Raw genomic sequence first — 21,507 nt, forward strand, 5'->3', positions numbered from 1 at the left:
GCCACCGGCGCGGGGCGTCACCCACACTGCAGGGGAACCGGCGGCGCACTGAGCGCCGCCGGTTCCTCATGTGGTGCCCTCGGTCAGGCTCGCGGGCGGCAGCCAGTCCGCGCCGAGCAGCTGGGCGACGCCCTCGAGACCGGTGGTGTCGCCGCCGACGGTGTCGGAGGCGGCAGCGATCCGCTCCACCATCACCTTGGAGACCTGCTCCTCGACGGTGCCCTCCGCGTAGGCGATGTGCCAGGGGGAGACCTGGTGGTCGCGGTGGGTGCGGCCGGTGACCTGCCGGCCCGCGATCCCGGAGAAGCGGGCCTGATGGAACAGGCCCATCCTCGGCTCGGTGCTCGCCTGACGGCCGCCTTCGAGGGTCTCCCCGGCGTGCAGGCTGATCGAGGCGACCGTGGTGAACACGCACACCTTCGCCTGCCCGGTCTGGAACCGCAGCCGCTCCGCCTCGACGTCGAACCGGCCCTGGCCATAGATCGTGGCGACCTCGAGACCGGCATCGCGCAACCGTTCGGTGATCGGTTCGGCGGCGGTCCCGACGAACTCGACCGAGCACGCCACCTGTCGTTCGGCCTCGACCTGCTGGGAAATCCACGCGACCGTCGAGTCGACGCGGATCAGCCCGGCCTTCTGCCGGAAGCGCAGCAGGGCTGCGCGGCCCTTGGCGGTGTTCCGGCCGCGTCGGGCGATGTCCATCTCGCGGCAGAACTCTCCCCATTCCGCCTCGTACGCCGCGCGTTCGGCCGGGGTGAGCGCCACCGGCATCCCGGAGATCGGCACCGGCCCCCACGGCGCGGCGCGATGCAGCATCGCGGGCGGCTGCTCATCCTCGAGCCAGCCGCGCACCAGCGATAGATCCGCGGCGCGACGGCTCGCCTCGGTGGTCCAGGTGGCGCCGTAGCGGCCCTTCTCCACCCCGACCCCGTGGCGCTCCAGCGCGGTCGCGAAGGTGGCGCCGGGCTGGGTCGCCGTCGTCCACTCCTTCATCGACTCCCCGTGGTGCTGGGCGTAGGCGGGGGCGAGGTAGGGCAGCTCGAGCGGCGTGTGGCCGGGGGTCGCCGTCGTCGCGATGACGAAGGGCGCCTTCTCATGCGGTGTGCTGTGCCCGGAGAGCCTCGCCCAGAGCTTCCACCGCTTGGTGGTGGTGCGCCTCAGCGCATGGGCCTCATCGGCGATGATCACGTCCCACTCGTGGGCGAGGACCTTCTCCAGGCGGTCCCAGGTGATCACCACCCATTCCAGGCCGGCATCGCCCAGCGCCGTGATGGTGCGGCACCAGTGCCCGATCGTGATCGCGGCGGGCCGGTCGGCGACCACCAGCACCCGCTGCGCACCACGGAGGTCGCCCACCGCGCTCGCGCCGAGGACGGCGGAGATCGTCTTGCCCACGCCCGGCTCGTCGGCCAGCAGGAACTGCCGCCCACCGTTCGCGGCCCGCTCCGCGATCGCATCGGCTGCCTCGTACTGGTTCTGGCGGGGTTCGAGATCCTCGGCCGGCTCCGGGCTCGGCGTCGGCGCTCCGGGGTTCAGGGTGTTCTCGAGGAACCGCCCGAGCGTGTGCGGGCCCGGGGCATACGGCGCGAGGTGTACCGGCAGGGTGCGGCCGACGAAGAGGTGCATCTTCACAGCCGGATGCCAGGAGGCGCCCTCGACCTGGGTGCCGTAGGGGACGTCCAGCACCCACAGCCGCTCGCCCGGGCCGACGAACGGCAGCGGCCGCTGCGACTGCTTCATTCCCGACCGGCGCGGGGACCTGCGGCGACGGCGGGTGCTGGAGCGGCGAGGGGTCGTCACTCCGCGACCCTACCGGGGTCGTCCATGACCAGGCGTCCCTCCGCTGAACTCGTCACTCGGGGAGCGCATTGGGCATTGTGCGGGTTCTCGTGGAAGCTTGTCATGCATGCATCTCCGTCATCGGAGTGAACGCTGGTTGCCGTTTCGGGGACGCTCGTCGGACGGCTGAGCCGCTTCGACAGCGGTCGCGGACGCGTGGAGTTCCCCGCGAACCGGTTCCCCGCGGTGCTCGCTGCGCCGGATGCGAAGAAGCGAGTCCGGTCCCTCCCCGCGTGCTCAGCGCTCGAGCTCGGCTGCGAACCCCTTCATGTATCCATCGAGCAGATCAGCGGCGAGTTCGCTGCGCATGTGGCGCAGCAGCACCGGTCTCAGCCGGGCATCGTGGAGCGTGTCGAGCACCGCTCGGCCATCGGCGGGGGCGAATGCCTCGGCGGCGCGGCCCGCATAGTGGTAGCTCGCTGCGGCGACGATGTCGTAGTCGGTGGCTGCGAGCGCTTTCTCGTCCTCCCAGACCGGATCGTCGAACGGGGCCTCAGAGAGGGCCGCGAGGATGACTCGCAGGTCGAGCCCGTCTTTCGGGTTGACAGCATGTCGGTCCCTCCATGCAAGCACCTTGAGTGCTGTCTGCGCCGGAGCACTCGCGACATGGATCTCGGTGCCCTGCGGCATCCGCACCGAGACTGACGTGGCGTGCGCTTCCTGCAGCCCGTTCACGTCCAGGAGGTGATCGTCGGCGAAGCGGACCTCCCGACCCTGCTCGTTGCTTCCGAAGGGGATGATGTCGATGTCGACGCCGCGCACCGTGAACTTATGCTCCGAGGTTCCCTTTCGACTCAAGCGATCCGCCAACTCTGTGAGCTGTTCACCGACGTGGATTGCGACGCCAATATCGATGTCCTCCGTGGCACGGATCGGAACCGTGTGCTGAAGGGCATGGATGACGAGATCGCGCGCTGCGGCACCGACCACGATGTACTCGAGTCCCAGCTCCGTGCAGAGGGTGGACAGTTCAGCGAGGACCTCTTCGGCGACCGGTATGTCGGTGCGACCCGTCAGATCGATCATCAGGCGTCGCCGAACAGCTGAGCACGGATCTCATCGACCCGAGGGTCGTCCTCGAGCAGCAGATCTGCCCTGAGCAGCGGCCTCGGGGCGAGGCCGTCCGATCCCGGCGGTGGCGATGTCCAGAGCGTAGGGCGGATCCGCACCGGTCCTTCGATTGATCGGCGAAGACGTCCCTGGCGGATGAATTCCGGCCGGGCTTCAGGCGGAAGGTGGACCAGAGCCTCGGACGGCCGGATCGGTGCGCCGAGCTGCGCGGCGGCGAGCTCGGATCCGAGAAGAGCACCCTGGGGAAGGTCTGCCTTCAGGAGGTCCGACGGATCGTGCCAGACGTCGCTGGTGAATCGCGTCTCTGGCCACGCAGTCGGCTGCACCGCCGAATAGGCGACGACCCATTCGTCCTCGAGTGCGGCGGGACGCAGTACCAGATTGCTTGTGTCGAGCATGGAGGGTGTGCGCTCGCGCAGCGCGCGGACGACACGATTGACGGTGCCGATCGACGCGCCGGAACTTGCTGCCAGGTCGCGCTGGACGACTCGACGGCCCTGCTGGTGCGCTATCAGCAGGGCGAACGTGACGGGGAGGCCCGCACGTGTGAAAGGAGCTGCGGCGGGTGTCCGAGTTGTCCCGGCGTCTCGGTTGCCGGCGATCTCGATGAGCAGTCCTGGCGACCGCAGAGAGGCATTGCCCGTCGAATCCACGTACCCTCCCCAACCTCGTTCGGCGAGGGCCTGTGCACGGGCCGGGGTGATGTGGCGGGTCAGCAGGATCGTCTGCTCATCGTGGGGCAGGAAGGTGAGCCCGGCGGAACTGACGGTTGCGCTGGCCACTGCGCGGAACTCGTACTGCGTGGTTCCGGTGTCGAGGAGCAGAGCTCCGGTGGAGATGGTTCCCTCCAGGGTCGTTTCGTGACGCCACTCGACTCGGATGCCGGCCGCCGTGAGGTGCTCGAGCGCGCTCGTGATGACTGCCTGGGCTCCGCCTCCCGGATGTTCAATCATCTGCATGTGTTCAATGTACTGGAACGGGATCAGATATTGAACATCTTGGTCCGATGGCGAAACTGGCGGGTCGGACGTCGCTGCTGCGTCCTCGAGGTGCTGGCTCTCATCGCGGTGCGCGCCGCTCGTGAGGGCTTCTCCTCTCACCCGTCGGCGCGCAGCCCCACCCCGAACCCGGTCTCCGGGTCCGCCACGGCCACCGCCAGCGTCGTATCCGACTGCCCGTAGTACGCGAACCACGCCCCGCGGAACTTCACGAGCCCCTCGACGAAGGTGACGTTGGAGATCAGCCCGTGGGTGTCCTCGTAGGTCTGGGGTCGCAGCCACGGCTCCTGCAGGCGGGCCATCACCTTCGTCGGCTCGGCGGGGTCGATGAGGATCTGACCGCAGCGGTAGTCGACGTCCACGGTGCCGTCCGCGTGGATCTCGCGGGTGGCCCCGTTGGTGAGCATCAGCAGCAGGCCGTCGTCGGTGAGCACCGGGGAGGTCCCGATCTCGACCAGGGCCTCGTCGAAGGTGCCGGGGGTGGGCAGGTACATCGGTTCGTCGTCGGTGGTGCCGGGGGTCCAGTGGATGAGGTCGTCGCTGGTGGCCCAGTAGATGCCGCCCTCGCCGAAGTACATCCACCATCTGCCGTCGATCTGTTGGGGCACGATCACGCCGGCCTTGGACCAGTTGTGGCCGCGCGGGTCCATGACCTTGAAGGTGTCGAAGTCGGTGAACAGCGGGCCGTGCTTGGTCCAGCTGCGCAGGTCGGTCGAGGTGGCCAGGCACAGCTGCGCCATGGTGCGGTCCCAGCCGGTGTAGGTGAGGTAGTAGGTGCCGTCGATGAACGCGATCCGGGGGTCCTCGCAGCCGAACCGCTCATAGTCGTGCTCGGGGGAGAGGATCGGGGCGTCCTCCCGCTCGAAGGTGAAGCCGTCGTCGCTGAACGCGATCCCGATGTGGGAGACGATGTCCTCCGCATGCGCCCGGTACAGCAGCACCACCTGGTCGTCGATGACCAGCGCGGCGGGGTTGTACAGGTTCGAGGACTCCCAGGAATCGCCCTTGGGGCGCAGGATCGGGTTGTGCTCGTAGGGGATGAAGGGGCCGAGCGGGAACGTGGCTCCGCCGAACAGGGGCACGGTGGACATGAATCTCCTCGAGAAGGGTGAGAGGGCGGGGAGGGCTTTCAGCCCTTGACCCCGGAGCTGATGTCGGAGGCCTGGAAGTAGCGCTGGAAGAACACGAACAGCAGCACGACGGGGAAGGCGAGGGTGGCCGCGCCGGCGAGGATCGCGCCGTTGGGGTTGGTGGCGGTCTGGGAGACGTTCGAGATGTAGTTCGCCAGCGCCACGGCCAAGGGCTGCAGCTCGGCGTTCTTGGTGATCAGGAACGGCCACAGGAACTCGTTCCACGGGCCGATGAAGGTGATCAGGGCGACCGTGGCGATGGCCGGCTTCACCAGCGGCACTGCGATCGAGGTCATGATCCGCAGCTCGGAGGCGCCGTCGATGCGCGCGGCCTCGAACAGCGACTCCGGCAGCGACAGGAAGAACTGACGGAAGATGAACACCGCGGTGGTGTTGATCAGGAATGGCAGGATCATGCCCAGGTACGAGTCGCCGAGCCCGTAGGTGCGGGTCACCTGCACATACAGCGGGATCATCAGCAGCTGGAAGGGGATCGCCTGCACGCCCAGCATGATCGCGAACAGGGCGCCACGGCCCCGCCACTGCAGCCGGGATAGCGAGTATCCGGCGGCGAGTCCGAAGGTCAGGGTGCCGGCGAGCACGCCGATCGTGAAGACCAGCGAGTTCACCAGGGACCGGATCAGGTGCAGCCGGGCGTTGATGTCGGTGAAGTTCTGCAGGGTCCAGCCGCCGGTGGGGAACAGGTCCGTCGGCGAGCTGGTGGGGCTCGATTGGAAGGCGCCGACCGCCATGAACCAGAACGGGAAGATGAAGGCGAGCGCGCAGAGGGTCAGGACCGCGTACAGCACGAGGAGGCTGCGCCGCGTGCCGTGGTGGGAGGCGCCGGCGCCGGATCCCTTGGTGCGGGTGCGGGAGGCCATGTCAGTTCTCCTTTCCGGTGCGGGCGGCGAGTATCGACAGCACGCCGATGCCGATCACCAGCAGCACGCCGATCGCCGAGGCGACATCCGGATTGGTCTGCTGGATGCCCTTCTGGTAGATGAGCAGCACCGGGGTGGCGGAGGCGCCGTCGGGCCCGCCGCCGTTGGTCAGCAGGTACGGCTCGGTGAACAGGTTCGCGCCGGTGATGATCGCGAGGATCAGCACCAGGGCGGTCACGGAGCGCACCCCGGGCACGGTGACGTTGCGGAACCGGCCCACCACGCCGGCACCGTCCATCTCCGCCGATTCGTACAACTCCTTCGGGATGCCCTGCAGCGCGGCGAGATACAGCAGGATGTAGAACCCCAGTTGCTTCCACGTCACATACAGCGCGATCGAGGGCATCGCCAGCGTGCTGTTGACCAGCCACGACGGATCCGGGGCAAGCGGCCCGAGGATCGTGTTGACCAGGCCGTGGCGGGAGAACAGCAGCATCCACACGCCGATCAGCGACACGCTCGCGGTGACGTACGGGATGTAGAACGCGACCCGGAACGCGGAGGCGAAGCGCACGATCCTGTTCAGTGCGGAGGCGAGCACCAGCGAGAGGACCGCGGTCAGCGGAACGTTGATCACCAGGAACACAGCGATGTTCTTGAAGGACTGGCGCACCTGCGGATCGGTGACTGCGCTGATGTAGTTGTCGAACCCCACGAAGGGATGCTCGACCACCGCGGTGGGCGCGGTGAAGAAGTAGTCCTGGAACGAGATCCACACCGCCTGGATCAGCGGCCAGGCCATCACCGCCGCCAGGAACAGCACGTACGGCAGCGCCAGCAGCACACCCAGCGGCTGAGCTCTGAGGGCGCCGCCGAGCGGGCGCCGGGAGCGCCGGGGCCGCGCGGGGGCGTCGTGCGTGGTGGTGGTCATGATCAGCCCTGGACGAGCTGGTCGATCTTCTCGGCCGCGGTCTGCAAGGCGTCCTCAACGGGCTGCTTGCCGAAGATCACGGCGGCGGAGTACTCGTCGCGGAAGGTCTGCCACACCTCGATCGAGTTTTGGATGTTGGGGACGTCCACGACCCGCTCCGCCTGGGAGGCGAACACCGTGTAGTCGGGGTTCTCCTCGAAGTAGTCGGGGTAGGCGTCCAGCAGCCCGGCACGCAGCGGCATCTGCCCGGTGGCCTCGAGGAAGGCGCCGTCCTGCTCCTTCGAAGTGGCGAACTTCAGGAATTCCCAGGCGGTGGCCTGGTTCTTCGAGGTGGTGAACATGGAGACGTTCTTCGAGTCGGCGAAGGTCTTCACACTCGAAGGGTCGGAACCGTCGGCTGTGGGGACCGGCATGAAGCCGACGGGGAAGGCGTCCTTGTAGGAGCTGATCGCCCAGGGCCCGGCGCTCTGCATCGCGGTCTTGCCGGTGGCCATCGCATCATCCGTGGAGGCCTCCTTCGGGGCGAGCTCCTCGGAGTAGATCGAGGCCCAGAGATTCGCGACGGCCAGACCGTCCTCGGAGGCGAAGGTGGATTTGCCGTCCTCGACCAGCTGCATGCCGTCGGTCTGCGCGATGTACAGCGGATAGAAATCGAACCAGGGCTGGAAGAACTCATTGGTGGGCGAGGGCCAGATAGCGGCCTGCGCCGCCCCGGACTCGACGATCTTCCGGGCCCCTTCGAGGAAGGACTCATGGGAGTTCATCCCGGGGTCCTCCGGATCGATCCCGGCCTTCTCGAACAGGTCCTTGTTGAACATGATCATCACGGGGTTCGACTTCCAGGGCAGCAGGTAGTACTTCCCCTCCTCGTCCGCATATCCCTTCGCGACCTCGGCGCCGGAGCGCTCCTCGATGTAGCTCGCGCCGTCCTCGAAGGTGGTCAGGTCGATCAGGCCTCCCTGCTTCACCCAGCCGGGAGCCGCGGCGGTGGAGATGTTGAAGATCAGATCCGGGGTGGTGCCGGCGGTGATCGCGGCGGTGATCGCCTCCTCGGAGCTCTGCCCGGCAGGGATCTCCTGGGCCTTGACCTGCTCGTCGGGGTGATCGGCGTTCCACGCCTCGACCACCGCCTTGCCCCAGGCGACCTCCTGCTCGTTGTTCGACAGCCAGACGGAGATCGCGCCGCGAGCCTCGACGGCGTCACCCCCGGAGCCTCCGCCGCTGCTGCAGGCGGCGAGAGTGGCGGCGGCCAGCGGTGCGGCGATCACGCCGGTCGTGAAGGTGCGGCGGTTGATGTTCATCGTTGAACTCCTCGGGTGTGGCGGTGGTCAGGGCCGCGGCGGCGGGGCGATGCTGTCGCGCGGGAGGACGGTGGTGTGATCGGCCAGGACTGCGCCGGGGTCCTCCCCGGCGAGTGCGGCCAGCAAGGTGGTGACGGCGAGCTGGCCGCGCTGGACGGCGCCAGTGCTCACGGTGGTCAGGGCGGGGGAGAGGTGGGCGGAGAGCTCGCTGTCGTCGTAGCCGGACAGCGAGAGGTCCTCGGGGACGCGAACGCCCCGGCTGCGGGCGAGGGAGAGGCCGGCGATGGCCATCATGTCGTTGGCGAACAGGATCGCGGTGGGCGGCTGGGGCAGGTCCAGCAGCTGTGCGGTGGCGTCCCGGCCGGAGGAGGCGGTGAAGTCGCCTTCGATGACGAGGGAATCGTCCAGGCCTCGCTTGCGCATGGCGGCGCTGAAGGCCTCCTGGCGGATGCGGCCGTGGATGTAGTGGGCCGGGCCTGCGACGTGCGCGATCCGGGTGTGCCCGGCCTCGGCCATCAGCGCCACCAGCTCGGTGATGGCGGGGGAGTCGTCGGAGAAGACGGTGGGCAGCCCGGCGGTCTCGCCGCGGGTGGGCTCGTGGGCGCTGAGCACCACGGCGGGCAGGCCCAGGCGCTGCACGAGGGCGAAGCGGGGATCGTCGATCTCGACGTCCAGCAGGATCACGCCGTCGGCGCGACCGGCGGCCAGCCGCTCGTAGACCAGGTGCTCGGCCTCGGCGGTGGTGACGGCATGGAGCATCAGCCCCATGTCGTGCTCGGCCAGCACCCGTTCGCAGCCGGAGAGGAACTTGGAGAAGAAGGCGTCGGTGGCCAGCACCTCGGGGTCCCGGGCCATGACCAGACCGATCGCGCCGGTGCGGGCGGTGGCCAGGGCCCTCGCGCGATGGCTGGCGGTCCAGTTCAGCTCCGCGGCTGCGGAGAAGATGCGCTGGCGCGTCTCCTCGGAGACCGGGCGCTTGCCGGAATAGGCCAGGGAGACGGTGCCCTTGGAGACGCCGGCGTGGCGGGCGACGTCGCCGATCGTGACCTTGCTGGGGGCGCTCACCGAGTGACTCCTCCTCGAATGCTGGTCATGGTCCGCGCGGGCTGTCGAGGCCGCGCGCAAACCGGTTTGACAACTCACTATCAAACCGGTTTGTTCTCGGGGTGTCAACAGGTCTGGTGAGCTTCCGGGTCTCGGATGCGCACCGATCCTCGCTGTGGAGGCCGCCCGCAGGGCCCTGTGGGGCGACGATGTGCGGTCATCGAAGGGCTCCGCGTGCTTCCCGTCGACTCCACGCCGCCCGTCGTGCACGGCGTGCGTATCGAGGACTGTCGGTGGGGCTGGCCGACCAGCCCGCAGTCTCCGCTCCTGCGCTGCCGTCGCCGAAGCCTGTCAAGAGGCTTGACAGGGTCGATAGGCTCGTGGTCTTCGTCCCTCAGCTTCGAGCCTTGACGCCCCGCGTACACCCGTGAGGTCTGAGCCGGAAAACCGGCCCTATCCTGGGTATATGCACAACTCTATCTCTGCGCCCACAGCGCCTTCGGGCGGTTTCGCTGCGACGCTCCTGCGCCGCCCGGCCCCGGGTGCGGTGCTGCCTCTCTTGCTGGCCGCGGTGCTCAGCGCGCTGCTGCTGTACGTGGCCGCAGTGATCCTCCTCGACGTGCCGATCTCCTCGGTGCTGACCGTGATCGGCCTGGCCGCGGCGCTGCTGCTGTGGAGACTCCCGCGGGGAGGGCTGCTGATCGCGGATGCCGTGGTGCTCTCGCTCGTCGGCCTCGTGCTCTACCTCGCCGGGCTCGATCTGATCACCTTCTGCCTGGCGGGGATCGTCGGGGCGCTCGCGCTGCGGCGGTACACGCGCGGCTGGCTCTACCTCGCTACCGGTGCGGTGGCGCTGGCCTCGGGCTCGTCGAGCATCACCATGGCCCTGAACGAAGGGCTCGTGCCGAGGCTGTTCACCGAGGCGGTGCCGTGGATAAACCTGCACCTGCCGGTGCTGGTGCTGGGCCTGGTCATGACGGGGATCGCGCTCGTCTTCCTGGCGGTGGGCACCTGGAAGCTCGCGCTGCACCTCGACGTGCTCGCCCTCGCCCTGCTCGTCGCCGCGGCGGCGCATCTCGCGGCCGGTGTGCTGGGGTTCGTGTCGATGAACCTGCCGATGATGCTCGCCGAGCTGTTCCCGAACGTGTACTCGTTCGACGAGGACTCGCTGGCGATGACGAGCTCCATGATCGCGATGCTGCAGATGAACTCCAAGGCCGTCCTCATGGGCGCGCTCATCCCGCTCGCGGCCGTGGTCGCGGCGATCGTGCGACTGGCCCGTCAGCCCAGGATCTCGCTTCGTGGGGCTCCCCTGGAGCCGACGTCGATGCTCGTGGCGGGACTGACCGCGGTGACGCTGGCAGTCCCCGGCCTTCTCCTCCTGGTGCTGTCGCGGATCGGCGATGACAACCCGGGGCAGATCATCCTCCCGTTCGTGATCGACGGAGCGGGCCTGGCGCTGTGGATCGTCGCCGTGATCGCCTGGTGGCGGCACACCGAGGTGGTGCGCGACCAGTACGCGCCCGGCGGCGACATGACGAGCACGGACCTCGCGGTCACGCTGCTCCTCGCCGCCGCTCCCGGACTGCTGGCGGTGCTCGGCATCGCGCTGGAGTTCATTCCGTGAGCCGATGAGCCGGCGGGAGCATCACGGCGGTGCGGCATCCAGGGCGCGAGATGAGCAGCCGGTGCGGATCGCGCTGCCGACGGTGACACGGATGCCACGGGGGTCCGTCTCGAGCAGTGCGCTCAGGAGACGCCCACCGTGCGGAACCCGGCATTGCCCATCGAGGAGTCCGGCGTGTTCTGGGAGCGCGCGGAGCAGCGGTAGCGATTGCAGTACGAGGCGTGGCACAGATAGCTTCCGCCGCGCATCACCCTGCCGCGTCCGCTCGCGGGACCGCGGGGGTCCTCACGGGGCGAGGCCCGGTAGTAGTTCGGGGAGAACCAGTCCGCACACCACTCCCACACGTTGCCGACGGCCTGCCAGAGGCCAAAGCCGTTGGGCTGGAACCAGCGTGCCGGGGCCGTGGTCGCGAACCCGTCCTCGACCGTGTTGGAGCTCGGGAAGGTCCCCTGCCAGATGTTGGCGCGCCAGCCCCCGTGGTCGACCTCCTCGTCACCCCAGGGGTACCTCGCCCGGTCGAGCCCGCCGCGCGCCGCGTACTCCCATTCCGCTTCGGTCGGGAGTCGGCGTCCCGCCCAGTCGCAGTAGGCGACGGCGTCGTGCCAGCTGACGTGCGTGACCGGGTGGTCTCCGAGGTCGTCGAGGCTCGAGTCGCGCCCGCCGGGGTGGCGCCAGTCCGCGCCGCGCACCCCGATCCACCAGGGCGTGCGCGCGGCGGGCCCCTCGAGATCCTGCGGGGGTGCGGAGACCGCTACGTGGAACACGGCGGAGACGCCGAAGCGCTCCGCCTCGGTGACGTACCCGGTAGCCGCCGTGAAGCGGGCGAAGTCGTCGTTGGTCACGGTGGTGGCATCCATCGTGAAGGCGTCGAGCGCGACCTCGTGCAGCGGGACCTCGCCGTCGATCGGATGGCGATCCCCGGAGGAATCCCCCATCACGAAGACGCCGGCGGGGATCGGGGCCTGGGGAACGAGGTGCTCGCCGGTGCCCGATGACCCCGCATGGTGCAGTGCCGCGGGCGCAAGCGCAGGCTCGGGCGCAGGGGCGACGGTGCGGGAGCTGTCCCGCCCCGGCGGATGGCAGCCGCATCCGGCCGGCTCCTGCGGTGGTCCGAGCCCCGAGGCGGAGTCCGGGCTCTCCTGGCGATTGGTCATAAGGGCTCCTCGCTCGCCCCGGGCGCGGGGATCGGCTCTGCGAGGGCTGCCACGGCGCGTGCCGCGGCGGCCACGATCTCCTCGGCCCGGGCGTCATCGCGGTCCACCAGCCAGCCGAGGGTCAGGCCGTCGGTGAGGGAGACCAGGAGCTTCGCGGCCGTGGGCAGCGGTACCGTCCAGCAGTGGCCGGTGTGCTCCGCGGCCAGCTGCAGCGAGGCGGCCGCGATGCGGGTGTACTGCGCGTACAGCTCTCGGGCGAGCGGGGGCCGGGCGCGCAGGGCGTACTGCGTCAGCTCGAGCATCGCCTGCTCGTGGAGGGGATCGGCCCGCAGGTGGTCCAGGTAGCCCCTCAGGCCCTCTGTGAGCAGCTCGACCAGCGATTTCCCGGTGAGGACGGCGGGCAGCACGGCCTTCTCCTCGTTCGCCAGCACCTCGGTGATGAGCAGGTCGATCAGCTCGTCCCGGGACTCGAAGGCGTAGTGGAAGCTCGCCAGCGACATCCCGGCCTCCGCGACGATCGCACGGGTCGATGCCGCGCCCAGCCCCTGCGAGGCCACGACCCGGAACGCGGCGGCGATCAGCGCGCGGCGGCGCTCTTCGACCGGGGTCCGGGCCATGGGTCATCCTCCTGGGCCATCCGTGGATCGTGTCCGTCGCCGCTGGTGGATCCGGGGATCTGCGGGCGGCGCGAGGCTTGCGCTTCGGGTATGTGACCTCCTACACTACCGGAACTGGGACGAGTGTCCCACTGTGTGAGCATTCGCTGCGGACGTCGCTGTCCGCATACAGGAGACGATGATGTCCGACCGCAGCCACAGCAGTTCCGACACCGCCTCGATCGGGCGGATGCTGCCCCCCTCGTTCGTCGTCGGCACCGCGACCGCGTCGGCGCAGATCGAGGGCGCGACCCGTGCCGGGCGCCGCACCGCCAGCGTGTGGGACCGCTTCAGTGCGGAACCCGGCCGCATCCAGGACGGCACCACGACTGCGGTCACTGCCGATCACTATCACCGGTACCGCGAGGACGTCGCCCTGATGGCCGAGCTCGGCGCCGACGCGTACCGCTTCTCCCTGGGCTGGACGCGACTGCAGCCGGAGGGGCGCGGGCCGCTGGACCCCGGCGGCGTCGCGTTCTACGACCGGCTCCTGGACGAGCTGCACGAGGCGGGCATCTCCCCGTTCGTCACGCTGACCCACTGGGATCTGCCGGCGGAGTACGAGCAGGGCTGGCTCGACCGTGACACCGCGGCCCGGCTCGGGGAGCTCGCCGCGCTGGTGGGGGAGCGCTTCGCCGACCGGGTGGACCACTGGATCACCCTGAACGAGCCGGCAACCGTGACCCTGAACGGCTACGCCCTGGGCCTGCACGCCCCCGGCAGGGAGCTGACCTTCGACGCCCTCCCGGCGGTGCACCATCAGCTGCTCGGCCACGGCCTCGCGGTACAGGCGCTCCGCGCCGCGGGCGCGGACTCCGTCGGCATCACCAACGTCCACTCGCCCGTCCAGCCCGCCGGGGACGGGGAGGAGGACGCCCTCATGGCCGCCCTCTTCGACATCGTGCACAACCGGGTCTTCGCCGATCCGGTCCTGCTCGGGCACTACCCCGAGGTCCCGTCGGAGCTCGAGGAGCTGTTCGGGGCGTTCGCCGGCGTGCCGCAGGAGGATCTGGCGACCATCGCCCAGCCGCTGGACTTCTACGGCCTGAACTACTACATGCCCACCAAGGTCGCCGCCGGCGCCGGGACCGGCCACAGCCCCGACGGCACGAGCGAGGCGATGGCCGGGCTGCCATTCCGCCTCGAACCCTTCGAGGAGTACCCCACCACCGGGTTCGGCTGGCCGATCGCGCCGGAGTACTTCGGCGCCGCGCTCAGCGAGATGCAGCAGCGGTACGGGGACGTGCTGCCGCCGGTGTACATCACCGAGAACGGCGCCAGCTTCGCCGAACAACCCGACGAGAGCGGCCGGGTCCAGGACACCGACCGCATCGACTACCTCGCAGGCCACCTCAGCACTGCCCTGGCGGCCGTCGCCCCCGGCGGCGAGGCCGAGGGGATCGACCTGCGCGGCTACTTCGTGTGGTCACTGATGGACAACTGGGAATGGGCGGCGGGCTTCACCCAGCGCTTCGGGATCGTGCACGTCGACTTCGAAACCGGCTCCCGCACCCCGAAGGCGTCCTTCCAGTGGCTGCACGACGTGATGCGCGCTCGCCGGATGGCCTGAGCATGGACATCGCGGCAGGGGCCCCGCCGCAGCCGGCAGCGCGGCTGGCCCCGGTGAGCGGGGCCTGGCTGGTGCTGTTCGCCCTGGCCTGGTTCGGGTTCTGGCTGCTGGTGATGCTGCCGGGACAGTTCATGGTGGTGCACCTGGCCAGCGCCATCGACCCCGCCGAGAAGGTCGCCGTCGGCTCGTTCCTGATCGCCGAGATGGCCGCGATCATGGTGGTCGGGGTGCCGGTGATCGGCTGGCTCTGCGACCGCACCCGCAACCGGTTCGGCCGCCGACGCACCTGGGCCCTGGCCGGCACCGTCGTCGCCACCGCCGCCTTCGCCGGGGTCGGGTTCCAGACCTCGCTGCGAGGAGCGGCGGTGCTGCTGGGCGTCGTGGCGCTCGGCCAGGCTTCGGTGCTCGTCTCCCTCTCGGCGATCATCGCCGACCGGGTCCCGCCCGCACAGCGCGGCCGGGCCTCCGCCGCGATGGGCCTGCCGCAGGTGATCGCGCTCGCCGCCGGGATGATCATCGTCACCGAGCTGGTGACCGGGATCCGCGCGAGCTGGGCGGTGATCGCCGGGCTCGCCCTGCTCGCACCGCTGCCGTTCCTGCTGATATTCGAGGAACAGGCACCTTCCGAGGGCGTCCGTCGCCCGCGCATATGGCGCTGGAGGCCGGAGGCGCTGCGCGGCTACCGCGATCTGGGCTGGGCGGGGCTCTCCCGGGTGCTGGTGAACGCCGGCAACCTGGTGGGCACCACCTACCTGCTGTTCTTCCTCGCCGACGTGCTGCACCTGCCCCACCCTGAGAGCGGCCTGCTCGTGCTCACCCTCACCTACCTCGGCGCCAGCGCGACCGCCTCCTGGCTGGGTGGGGTGCTGACCGACCGGTGGCGCGCACGAAAAGTGCTGGTCGCGATCAGCGCAGGCCTGCAAGCCGTCGCCGCGCTCACGCTCGCGCTGGTCCCGACCTGGCCGAGCAGCCTTATCGCCGCGGTGCTGCTGGGCCTGGGATACGGACTGTTCCTCTCCGTCGACCAGGCGCTGCTGACGGATCTGCTGCCCGACCCCGCGACCCGGGCCCGGGACCTGGGCATCGTGAACTCGGCCCAGCACCTGCCCATCGCGCCGCTGGTGGGATGGGTGGTCCTGACCGTGGCCGGCTACGCCGAGCTGTACATCGCCGCAGCGACGATCATCGCGCTGGGCGGCATCGCCGTGTTCCGCATCCGTTCGGTGCGGTGAAGGGAGAACTGATGAAGGCCATCATGGTCATGTTCGACACGCTGAACCGCAGGTTCCTGCCCCCGTACGGGGCGACCGGTGTGCACGCCCCGAACTTCACCCGCCTCGCGCAGCGCTCCGTCCAGTTCGACAACTGCTATGGCGGGTCCATGCCGTGCATGCCCGCCCGACGGGAACTGCACACCGGAAGGTATAACTTCCTGCACCGCGGCTGGGGTCCGCTGGAACCGTTCGACGACTCGGTGCCGCAGATGCTCGGCGACGCCGGCATCTACACCCACCTGGTCACCGATCACCAGCACTACTGGCTGGACGGCGGAGCGACCTACCATCCGCGCTTCCGCACCTTCGAGCTGTTCCGCGGCCAGGAGGGCGATGAGTGGAAGGGCCGCGTCGCCGATCCGGACCTCACCAACGTCTCGCCGTATGCGAGCAACCGGGATCTGCGCCGCCAGGACGTGATCAACCGGGAGTACATGGCCACCGAGGCCGAGCACCCGCAGACCAGGACCTTCGACGCCGGCCTGGAATTCATCGAGACCAACCTCGACAGCGATGACTGGTTCGTGCAGATCGAGACCTTCGACCCCCATGAGCCGTTCTTCAGCTACGAGCAGTACCACCAGCTCTACCCCGAGTCTGGAGAGGCCGGCGGCCGCGATTTCGACTGGCCCGACTACAAGGAGGTCACCGAGACCCCCGAGGAGCTCGCCCACCTGCGCCGCCGCTATTCCGCCCTACTCTCGATGTGCGACCAGTCGCTGGGCCGGGTGCTGGATGCGATGGACACCCATGATCTGTGGGAGGACACGATGCTGATCGTGTGCACCGACCACGGCCTGCTGCTGGGCGAGCACGACTGGCTGGGCAAGAACGTCCCACCGTTCTACGACGAGACGATCCACCTGCCCCTGTTCGTGTGGGATCCGCGCTCCCGCGTCGCGGATGCGCGCCGTGACCACGTGGTCCAGATGATCGACATCGGCCCCACGCTGCTGGACCTGTTCGACGTGCCGGCCACCCCCGACATGCAGGGCGAGAGCCTCGCCTCCGTGATCACCGACGGCCCACCGATGCGGGAGGCAGCGATGTTCGGGATCCACGGAGGCCACGCCAACGTCACCGACGGGCGCTATGTCTACATGCGCGCCTGCGTCACCCCCGACAACCAGCCGCTGAACGAATACACGTTGATGCCGACCAACATGCGCGGCCGGTTCCCGACCGACCTCCTCCAGCAGGCCGAGCTGGTCCCGCCGCTGAGCTTCACCAAGGGGGTGCCCGTCATGAGGGTGCCGGCGCTGGCGCCGACCAACCCCGCGGCATTCGGGAGCCTGCTGTTCGACCTGGAGACCGACCCGCGCCAGGAGAACCCGCTGACGGATCAGGCGCTCGAGCTGCGGATGGCGCGCCTGCTCGTGGACGCCATGCGCGCCAACGACGCCCCGCTCGAGCAGTACGAACGGCTCGGACTGCCCGCGACCGGTGAGGTGGCCACGGATCACCTGGTCCTGGAAGCGCAGGATCTGCCGAGCGACGCCCCGGTGCTGGACCGGGACGCGCTGCAGCACTCGATCGTCGCCACCCGCACCGTGCGCGAGCTGCTCGCGGACCCCAACACCCGCGCCGTGCTGCGCGCCGTGCTCGGCGAGATCGTCGACGGGCCGCTGCCGCCCGAGGCGCTGGAGATGACGCTGCTGGACATCGCGACGGTGACCGTCGGGATGATCCCGCCGGAAGCCGTGCACGCGATCGCCGAGCAGCTGGACGGGCCTGCCGCATCGGTCGATGCCGACGGGCCCTGAGCGCCTCAGGTCAGCAGCCTCACTGGTCTGACAGGGAGAAGCGGTTCGTCATCCGGTTGCTCGCGGTGAACAGCACAGAGCCCAGCAGAGCATCGGTCGCCTCCCGGATCTGCTCAGCGATCCGAGTGTTCGCCGCGGCCAGCAGCTCCGGGACGTCCTTGGCGGAGCCGGCCCCGGTCGCCGCCGCGTCAGCGGCGTGCACGGCGGCGCGGCCGAGAGCGAGGGTGCTCAGCTGATAGCTCTCGATGAGCGGGATGGTCTCTGCAAAGTGCGCATCGGCCAGCGCCGCGATCATCCGCGAGGCCCAGTAGAAGCTGTCGGTGCTGACCGTCCCGGTGGTGGTCGCGAGATACGCGGGGGCCTCCTCGACGTTCGTGAACATCGGGATCAGCGTATTGAACGGGTTCGAGGCATAGGAGATCCACTGCAGGGCCCGGGAGGGCTCGGGATTGTCCGGCCGGATCTGCAGGATCGCCAGCGCGTTGTGGCGGTTGATGCCGATCGGGCGGAAGGCGCGGCGCTCCGCCTCGGTGCCGTGGGACGAGTACGGATCGAACACGGTGCCCTGGTAATGGGAGCTGAGCACGTCCTTGACGTCCTCGATCGTGAGCCTCCGCTCGGGGCGCCGGCTCCACGGGAGGTCATCGGAGTCCGGGCTCGCACCGGGGCGGCCGCTGTCCCAGTCCTCGCCGTGGGGGTTCAGGGTGCGCTGCATGAACCAGGCGCGGGGCGTGTTGTAGACGTGATCGTGCGCGGAGTGGGAGCCGAAGGCCTCGCGAGGATTGAACACCGCGGCGTCTGCTGCGGGGCTGCCCGGCAGAGTGAGATCCAGGTGATGCTCGCGCACGAACTCTCGCAGATCGGGGCTCGCGAGATGGTCGCGTCCGGGGCCCTCGGCGTCGTCGAGATCGAAGGAATCGATGCCCAGCTGGTTCGGCATCGTCACGTAGTGATCCTCCGGCACGCGTCGCGCGATCCAGTGATGCCCGCCCACGGTCTCCAGCCACCAGATGTCCTGCTCGTCGCTGAAGGCGATCCCGTTCATCTCATAGGTGCCGTGCTCGGCCAGCAGCGCACCGAGGCGCTCCACGCCCTCGCGGGCGCTGCGGATATAGGGGAGGACCAGGGTCACGAAGTCCTCCTCACCGAACCCGCCGGGCTGCTCCGGCCGGTGCTCGCTCGTGCCGGGCTCGCCGACGGCGGGGACAAGCTCGACCAGAGGATCCGCGCCGAGCACGCGGGGGTTGGAGGTGATGGTCTCGGTGGCGCTCATCGCGACGTTCGCCGCGTTGATCCCGGCGCAGGCCCAGATCCCCTCATCCGGCAGGGCATTCGGGATAGCGGTGTACCGCAGCGGATCGCCCGGCAGCTGGATCGTGCGTCGACCGATCACGCTGGTGTAGGTGCGCGGCTGGTCCGCCGGGCGCACCACCACGACCCGCTTGGGGTCGAACGTGCCGTTCGAGGAATCCTCGGTGCGGGCGACCAGGGGCGAGCCGTCGGCGCTGGCATCGCGGCCGACGAGGAGGGTGGTGCAGGGCATGGGGCGATCTCCTGAGACAAAACGGGGTCGGGCCTTCAGAGCGGGGACCAGGACAGGGCCCACGGTAGACCTCGTGACGGGATCGGTCGCGGTGCGTGAGATCCGGCCAGCACTCCGCATGGATCGTGCGCCGCCGAGCGGGATGACGTCCCGAACTCTCGCGCATCACAGGCCCCGATTTGGTCACGCCGTTCTGCCATGCGTGACGTTGCAGAGTCGCGCGAGGGGTGATGAGCATGCATGATGCACCTCCTTCAAACCAACGAACACTTGCAACCGATTCACCTATCGGTGCTGCAACCCCGTGACCGCGACTATTGCGGGTAGCGGTCCGGCAGACTGTGTGCATGTCCAATAACTATGTCGACGAGGGCGCAGAGGCGGCCACCAGAGCGTCCCGGCCTGCCCCAGAACTCAAAATCGCGGCCGAAGGCGGCGAGGTCATCGCTCACATGCTCGGAGACGGTCGGTCCGTCATCAACCCGGCAACGACGATCTGGACCGCGGCGTCGTCGGAAGAGCTTCGGGCCAGAATCGGGGACAACCTGAACATCGGGACAGCCGAAAGCCAATGGGACAAACTCGATCAGCAACTCCAGGGCGCCTCCCAGGAGGTGATCCTCCTTGCGGCCGAACTGGCGTTCCTGCGCGAACATGCCCTGCGGTCGGCTCGGCCTGAGACCCGCCGTGCTCATGTCGAAAGGGTGCTGGCACACCTACAACACCCGGTAGCTATTCCAGAGCCGATGTCGACCTGGCTGGCCCGCCCCGTCGGGACGGGGCTGCCGCACGATCAGGTGACAGTTGGGGTGTCAGGCCGCGAGGCTCACGACCGGGTTCATGATGGTCTCGTATTCGATGGGGGTCAATCGGCCCAGGCGGGCCTGCCGGCGACGTCGGTGGTAGCTCCTCTCTATCCAGGTGATGATCGCGATCCGGAGCTCCTCTCGGGTCCGCCACCGCTTGCGGTCCAGGACGTTCTTCTGCAGTAACGAGAAGAACGATTCCATTGCGGCGTTATCCCCGGCGGCACCGACCTGGCCCATCGACCCGATCAGGTGATGACGGTTCAGGGCATGCACGAATTTCCGGGACCTGAACTGCGATCCTCGGTCCGAATGCACGATGCAACCGGCGGCGTCGCGACGTCTGGATATCGCGTTGTCCAGGGCATTCACCGCGAGCCGGGCCTTCATTCGGTCGCTGATCGAGTAGCCGACGATGCGGCCGGAGAACACGTCCTTGATGGCGCAGAGGTAGAGCTTGCCCTCATCGGTCCAGTGCTCAGTGATATCGGTCAGCCAGAGTTCGTTGACGTCGTCTGCGGAGAAGTCTCGCTTGACGAGGTCGTCGTGCACGGGCGGTCCGGGGCGTTTCCCGTTCTTGCCGCGCTTCTTCCCGAACACGGACCACCACTGGTTGTCCCGGCAGATCCTCCACGCCGTGCGTTCACACATCTCCTCGCCGGCTTCGGCGGCTTCGTCGACGAGGAGCCGGTAGCCGTACTCGGGGTCGTCGAGGTGGGCGTCCAGCAGGGCGTTGGCTCGGTAGGCCTCGATCAGCTCGGCGTTGGTGACCTGTTGTTGCCGCCAGCGGTAGTAGGGCTGACGGGAGAGCTTCAGGACCCGCAGGGACACCGCGACGGGGATGCCGTCAGCGGCGAGCTCGCTCACGAGCGGGTAGAACCTTTTCCCGGCAGGTTCGCCTGCGAGAGATAGGCGGCCGCGCGGCGCAGGACCTCGTTCTCCTGCTCCAGCAGCCGAATCCGTTTGCGAGCGTCGCGCAACTCCGTGGAGTCCTCACGCGTCTTGCCTGGGCGGTTGCCGTCGTCGATGTCGGCTTGGCGGATCCATTTGTGCAGCGTCATCTCGTGGACGCCGAAGTCCTTCGCGATCTGAGCGATCGTGACGCCGTCCTCACGGGACCGGGCCACTCGCACAACGTCTTCGCGGAACTCCTGGGGGTAGGGAGCGGGCATGGCGCACATCCTTCCAGGCCGCCCTACGGGCAAGCCAGACCAGATGTCACCCATCGGTGCGGCAGCCCCTATCCTGCAGTGCCATCGCGTCCTGCGCGGCCTGCGCCGCCGAGGGCCCAACGATTTCTCCATCCGCAGCACGGCGGACATAATCGGAACTCATCTTCCGAAGAGCGTCGAGAACATCGTTGTCCACGGTGTGAAGGACGTTCTGCCTCAACGACGACATGGAACTGCTCCTCCCGCGACATCCGTGTCACTGCTCGTTCCGCGAACGACGTCGCGGCGCTACCGCAGCTCGCTGTGCGGTCCGTTCCGCATCTTATGGGGCGAGTGTGACAAGGTGAGGGACAAGTTCCCTCCACCGCGGTCACCGAGTATCACTTGCGAAGTGGTCAGCGCTTCAGCCGGCACAGTTTTCTTCTGCATGCATGGACCGCCCAGGGGAGAGCGCCGCGGGCACGTGTTCCAGTTCGCCGCGGTTCGGCGCGTCGCCCGGCTCGTTTCATTTTCGCCAGCGTGTGTGATGCGCTGACGACCGGGGTGCGTGCGCCTCCTCCAGAGCAGACGAACCCTCAACGTTGTATCGGTCCAACCTGGCACCGCGTATCGAGCGTGCTCGCTCACGACAGTTCGTTCGCCCGTAGTTGGGACGAGGCGGAGGTGTTCGCGGACGCGATGAGGATTCTTGTGGCCCAAGCGCCGAAGCTGCTTGCCCGTCCACTCGCGTGGAGTATTGCCGGAGCC

At 68.7% G+C, this 21,507-nt stretch carries 17 protein-coding genes; 4 read left to right on the forward strand and 13 right to left on the reverse strand.

Translation table 11 applies throughout. The features are described 5' to 3' along the window. Positions 1-66: 66 nt before the first annotated feature. The 8 genes from CFK39_RS10500 to CFK39_RS10535 all read right to left on the reverse strand — a co-directional run bounded on the left by CFK39_RS10500 (position 67) and on the right by CFK39_RS10535 (position 9,216). A complete protein-coding gene (locus CFK39_RS10500) occupies positions 67-1,800 on the reverse strand; it encodes a DEAD/DEAH box helicase (RefSeq protein WP_089065410.1) in 1,734 nt (577 codons plus the stop codon). 276 nt (positions 1,801-2,076) lie between these two features. Further along, a complete protein-coding gene (locus CFK39_RS10505) occupies positions 2,077-2,865 on the reverse strand; it encodes a nucleotidyl transferase AbiEii/AbiGii toxin family protein (RefSeq protein ID WP_089065411.1) in 789 nt (262 codons plus the stop codon). Beyond that, positions 2,865-3,869: a type IV toxin-antitoxin system AbiEi family antitoxin gene (locus CFK39_RS10510; RefSeq protein ID WP_089065412.1), complete on the reverse strand. Its 1,005-nt coding sequence runs from the start codon at positions 3,867-3,869 to the stop codon at positions 2,865-2,867. The genes CFK39_RS10505 and CFK39_RS10510 overlap by 1 nt, the downstream gene beginning before the upstream one ends. A gap of 137 nt (positions 3,870-4,006) precedes the next feature. Next, positions 4,007-4,999 (reverse strand): glycoside hydrolase family 130 protein, encoded by a 993-nt coding sequence (locus CFK39_RS10515; protein ID WP_089065413.1) that lies wholly within the window; start codon positions 4,997-4,999, stop codon positions 4,007-4,009. 38 nt (positions 5,000-5,037) lie between these two features. Next, positions 5,038-5,919 carry a carbohydrate ABC transporter permease gene (locus CFK39_RS10520; protein ID WP_089065414.1) on the reverse strand — a complete coding sequence of 294 codons (882 nt, stop codon included), beginning with the start codon at positions 5,917-5,919 and terminating at the stop codon, positions 5,038-5,040. A 1-nt stretch (position 5,920) separates the two neighbouring features. After that, positions 5,921-6,850, reverse strand: coding sequence for a carbohydrate ABC transporter permease (locus tag CFK39_RS10525; protein ID WP_089065415.1), 930 nt, complete (start codon positions 6,848-6,850; stop codon positions 5,921-5,923). Between the two features lie 2 nt (positions 6,851-6,852). Beyond that, the gene (locus CFK39_RS10530; protein ID WP_089065416.1) at positions 6,853-8,151 is read right to left on the reverse strand and encodes an extracellular solute-binding protein; all 1,299 of its coding nucleotides are present in this window, start codon (positions 8,149-8,151) and stop codon (positions 6,853-6,855) included. Positions 8,152-8,178: 27 nt separating this feature from the next. Next, complete coding sequence (locus CFK39_RS10535) at positions 8,179-9,216, reverse strand: LacI family DNA-binding transcriptional regulator (protein WP_089065417.1); 1,038 nt, start codon at positions 9,214-9,216, stop codon at positions 8,179-8,181. A gap of 526 nt (positions 9,217-9,742) precedes the next feature. Between CFK39_RS10535 and CFK39_RS10540 the strand changes: the two genes are divergently transcribed. After that, positions 9,743-10,822 carry a hypothetical protein gene (locus CFK39_RS10540; protein WP_089065418.1) on the forward strand — a complete coding sequence of 360 codons (1,080 nt, stop codon included), beginning with the start codon at positions 9,743-9,745 and terminating at the stop codon, positions 10,820-10,822. A 122-nt stretch (positions 10,823-10,944) separates the two neighbouring features. Here CFK39_RS10540 and CFK39_RS10545 read toward each other — a convergent pair whose 3' ends face one another. Continuing rightward, positions 10,945-11,976, reverse strand: coding sequence for a formylglycine-generating enzyme family protein (locus CFK39_RS10545; protein WP_172805661.1), 1,032 nt, complete (start codon positions 11,974-11,976; stop codon positions 10,945-10,947). Next, on the reverse strand, positions 11,973-12,593 hold the full coding sequence (locus CFK39_RS10550; protein WP_089065419.1) for a TetR/AcrR family transcriptional regulator: 621 nt from the start codon (positions 12,591-12,593) through the stop codon (positions 11,973-11,975). Before CFK39_RS10550 ends, CFK39_RS10545 begins: the two co-directional genes overlap by 4 nt. Positions 12,594-12,771: 178 nt before the next feature. Here CFK39_RS10550 and CFK39_RS10555 point away from each other — a divergent pair, with 178 nt between their 5' ends. Genes CFK39_RS10555 through CFK39_RS10565 form a run of 3 tightly spaced genes read left to right on the forward strand, consistent with a single transcriptional unit; the run spans position 12,772 to position 17,239 of the window. Next, positions 12,772-14,202: a GH1 family beta-glucosidase gene (locus tag CFK39_RS10555; protein WP_089065420.1), complete on the forward strand. Its 1,431-nt coding sequence runs from the start codon at positions 12,772-12,774 to the stop codon at positions 14,200-14,202. A gap of 2 nt (positions 14,203-14,204) precedes the next feature. Further along, a complete protein-coding gene (locus CFK39_RS10560) occupies positions 14,205-15,434 on the forward strand; it encodes an MFS transporter (RefSeq protein ID WP_089065421.1) in 1,230 nt (409 codons plus the stop codon). A gap of 11 nt (positions 15,435-15,445) precedes the next feature. Continuing rightward, the gene (locus CFK39_RS10565; protein WP_089065422.1) at positions 15,446-17,239 is read left to right on the forward strand and encodes a sulfatase; all 1,794 of its coding nucleotides are present in this window, start codon (positions 15,446-15,448) and stop codon (positions 17,237-17,239) included. A 19-nt stretch (positions 17,240-17,258) separates the two neighbouring features. Here the strand turns inward: CFK39_RS10565 and CFK39_RS10570 are convergent, their stop codons facing one another. The 3 genes from CFK39_RS10570 to CFK39_RS10575 form a co-directional block, all read right to left on the reverse strand. Continuing rightward, positions 17,259-18,782 (reverse strand): C69 family dipeptidase, encoded by a 1,524-nt coding sequence (locus CFK39_RS10570; RefSeq protein ID WP_089065423.1) that lies wholly within the window; start codon positions 18,780-18,782, stop codon positions 17,259-17,261. 314 nt (positions 18,783-19,096) lie between these two features. After that, on the reverse strand, positions 19,097-19,477 hold the full coding sequence (locus CFK39_RS16260) for a hypothetical protein (protein ID WP_157697138.1): 381 nt from the start codon (positions 19,475-19,477) through the stop codon (positions 19,097-19,099). A 117-nt stretch (positions 19,478-19,594) separates the two neighbouring features. After that, positions 19,595-20,760, reverse strand: a protein-coding gene (locus tag CFK39_RS10575) for an IS3 family transposase (RefSeq protein ID WP_245822480.1) whose coding sequence is annotated in 2 segments (ribosomal slippage) — positions 19,595-20,473 and positions 20,476-20,760 — 1,164 coding nt in all. Because the reading frame shifts where the segments join, the coding sequence is not laid out codon by codon here. Positions 20,761-21,507 lie beyond the last annotated feature (747 nt).

The sequence above is a fragment of the Brachybacterium avium genome, assembly GCF_002216795.1.
Taxonomy (GTDB): Bacteria; Actinomycetota; Actinomycetes; order Actinomycetales; family Dermabacteraceae; genus Brachybacterium; species Brachybacterium avium.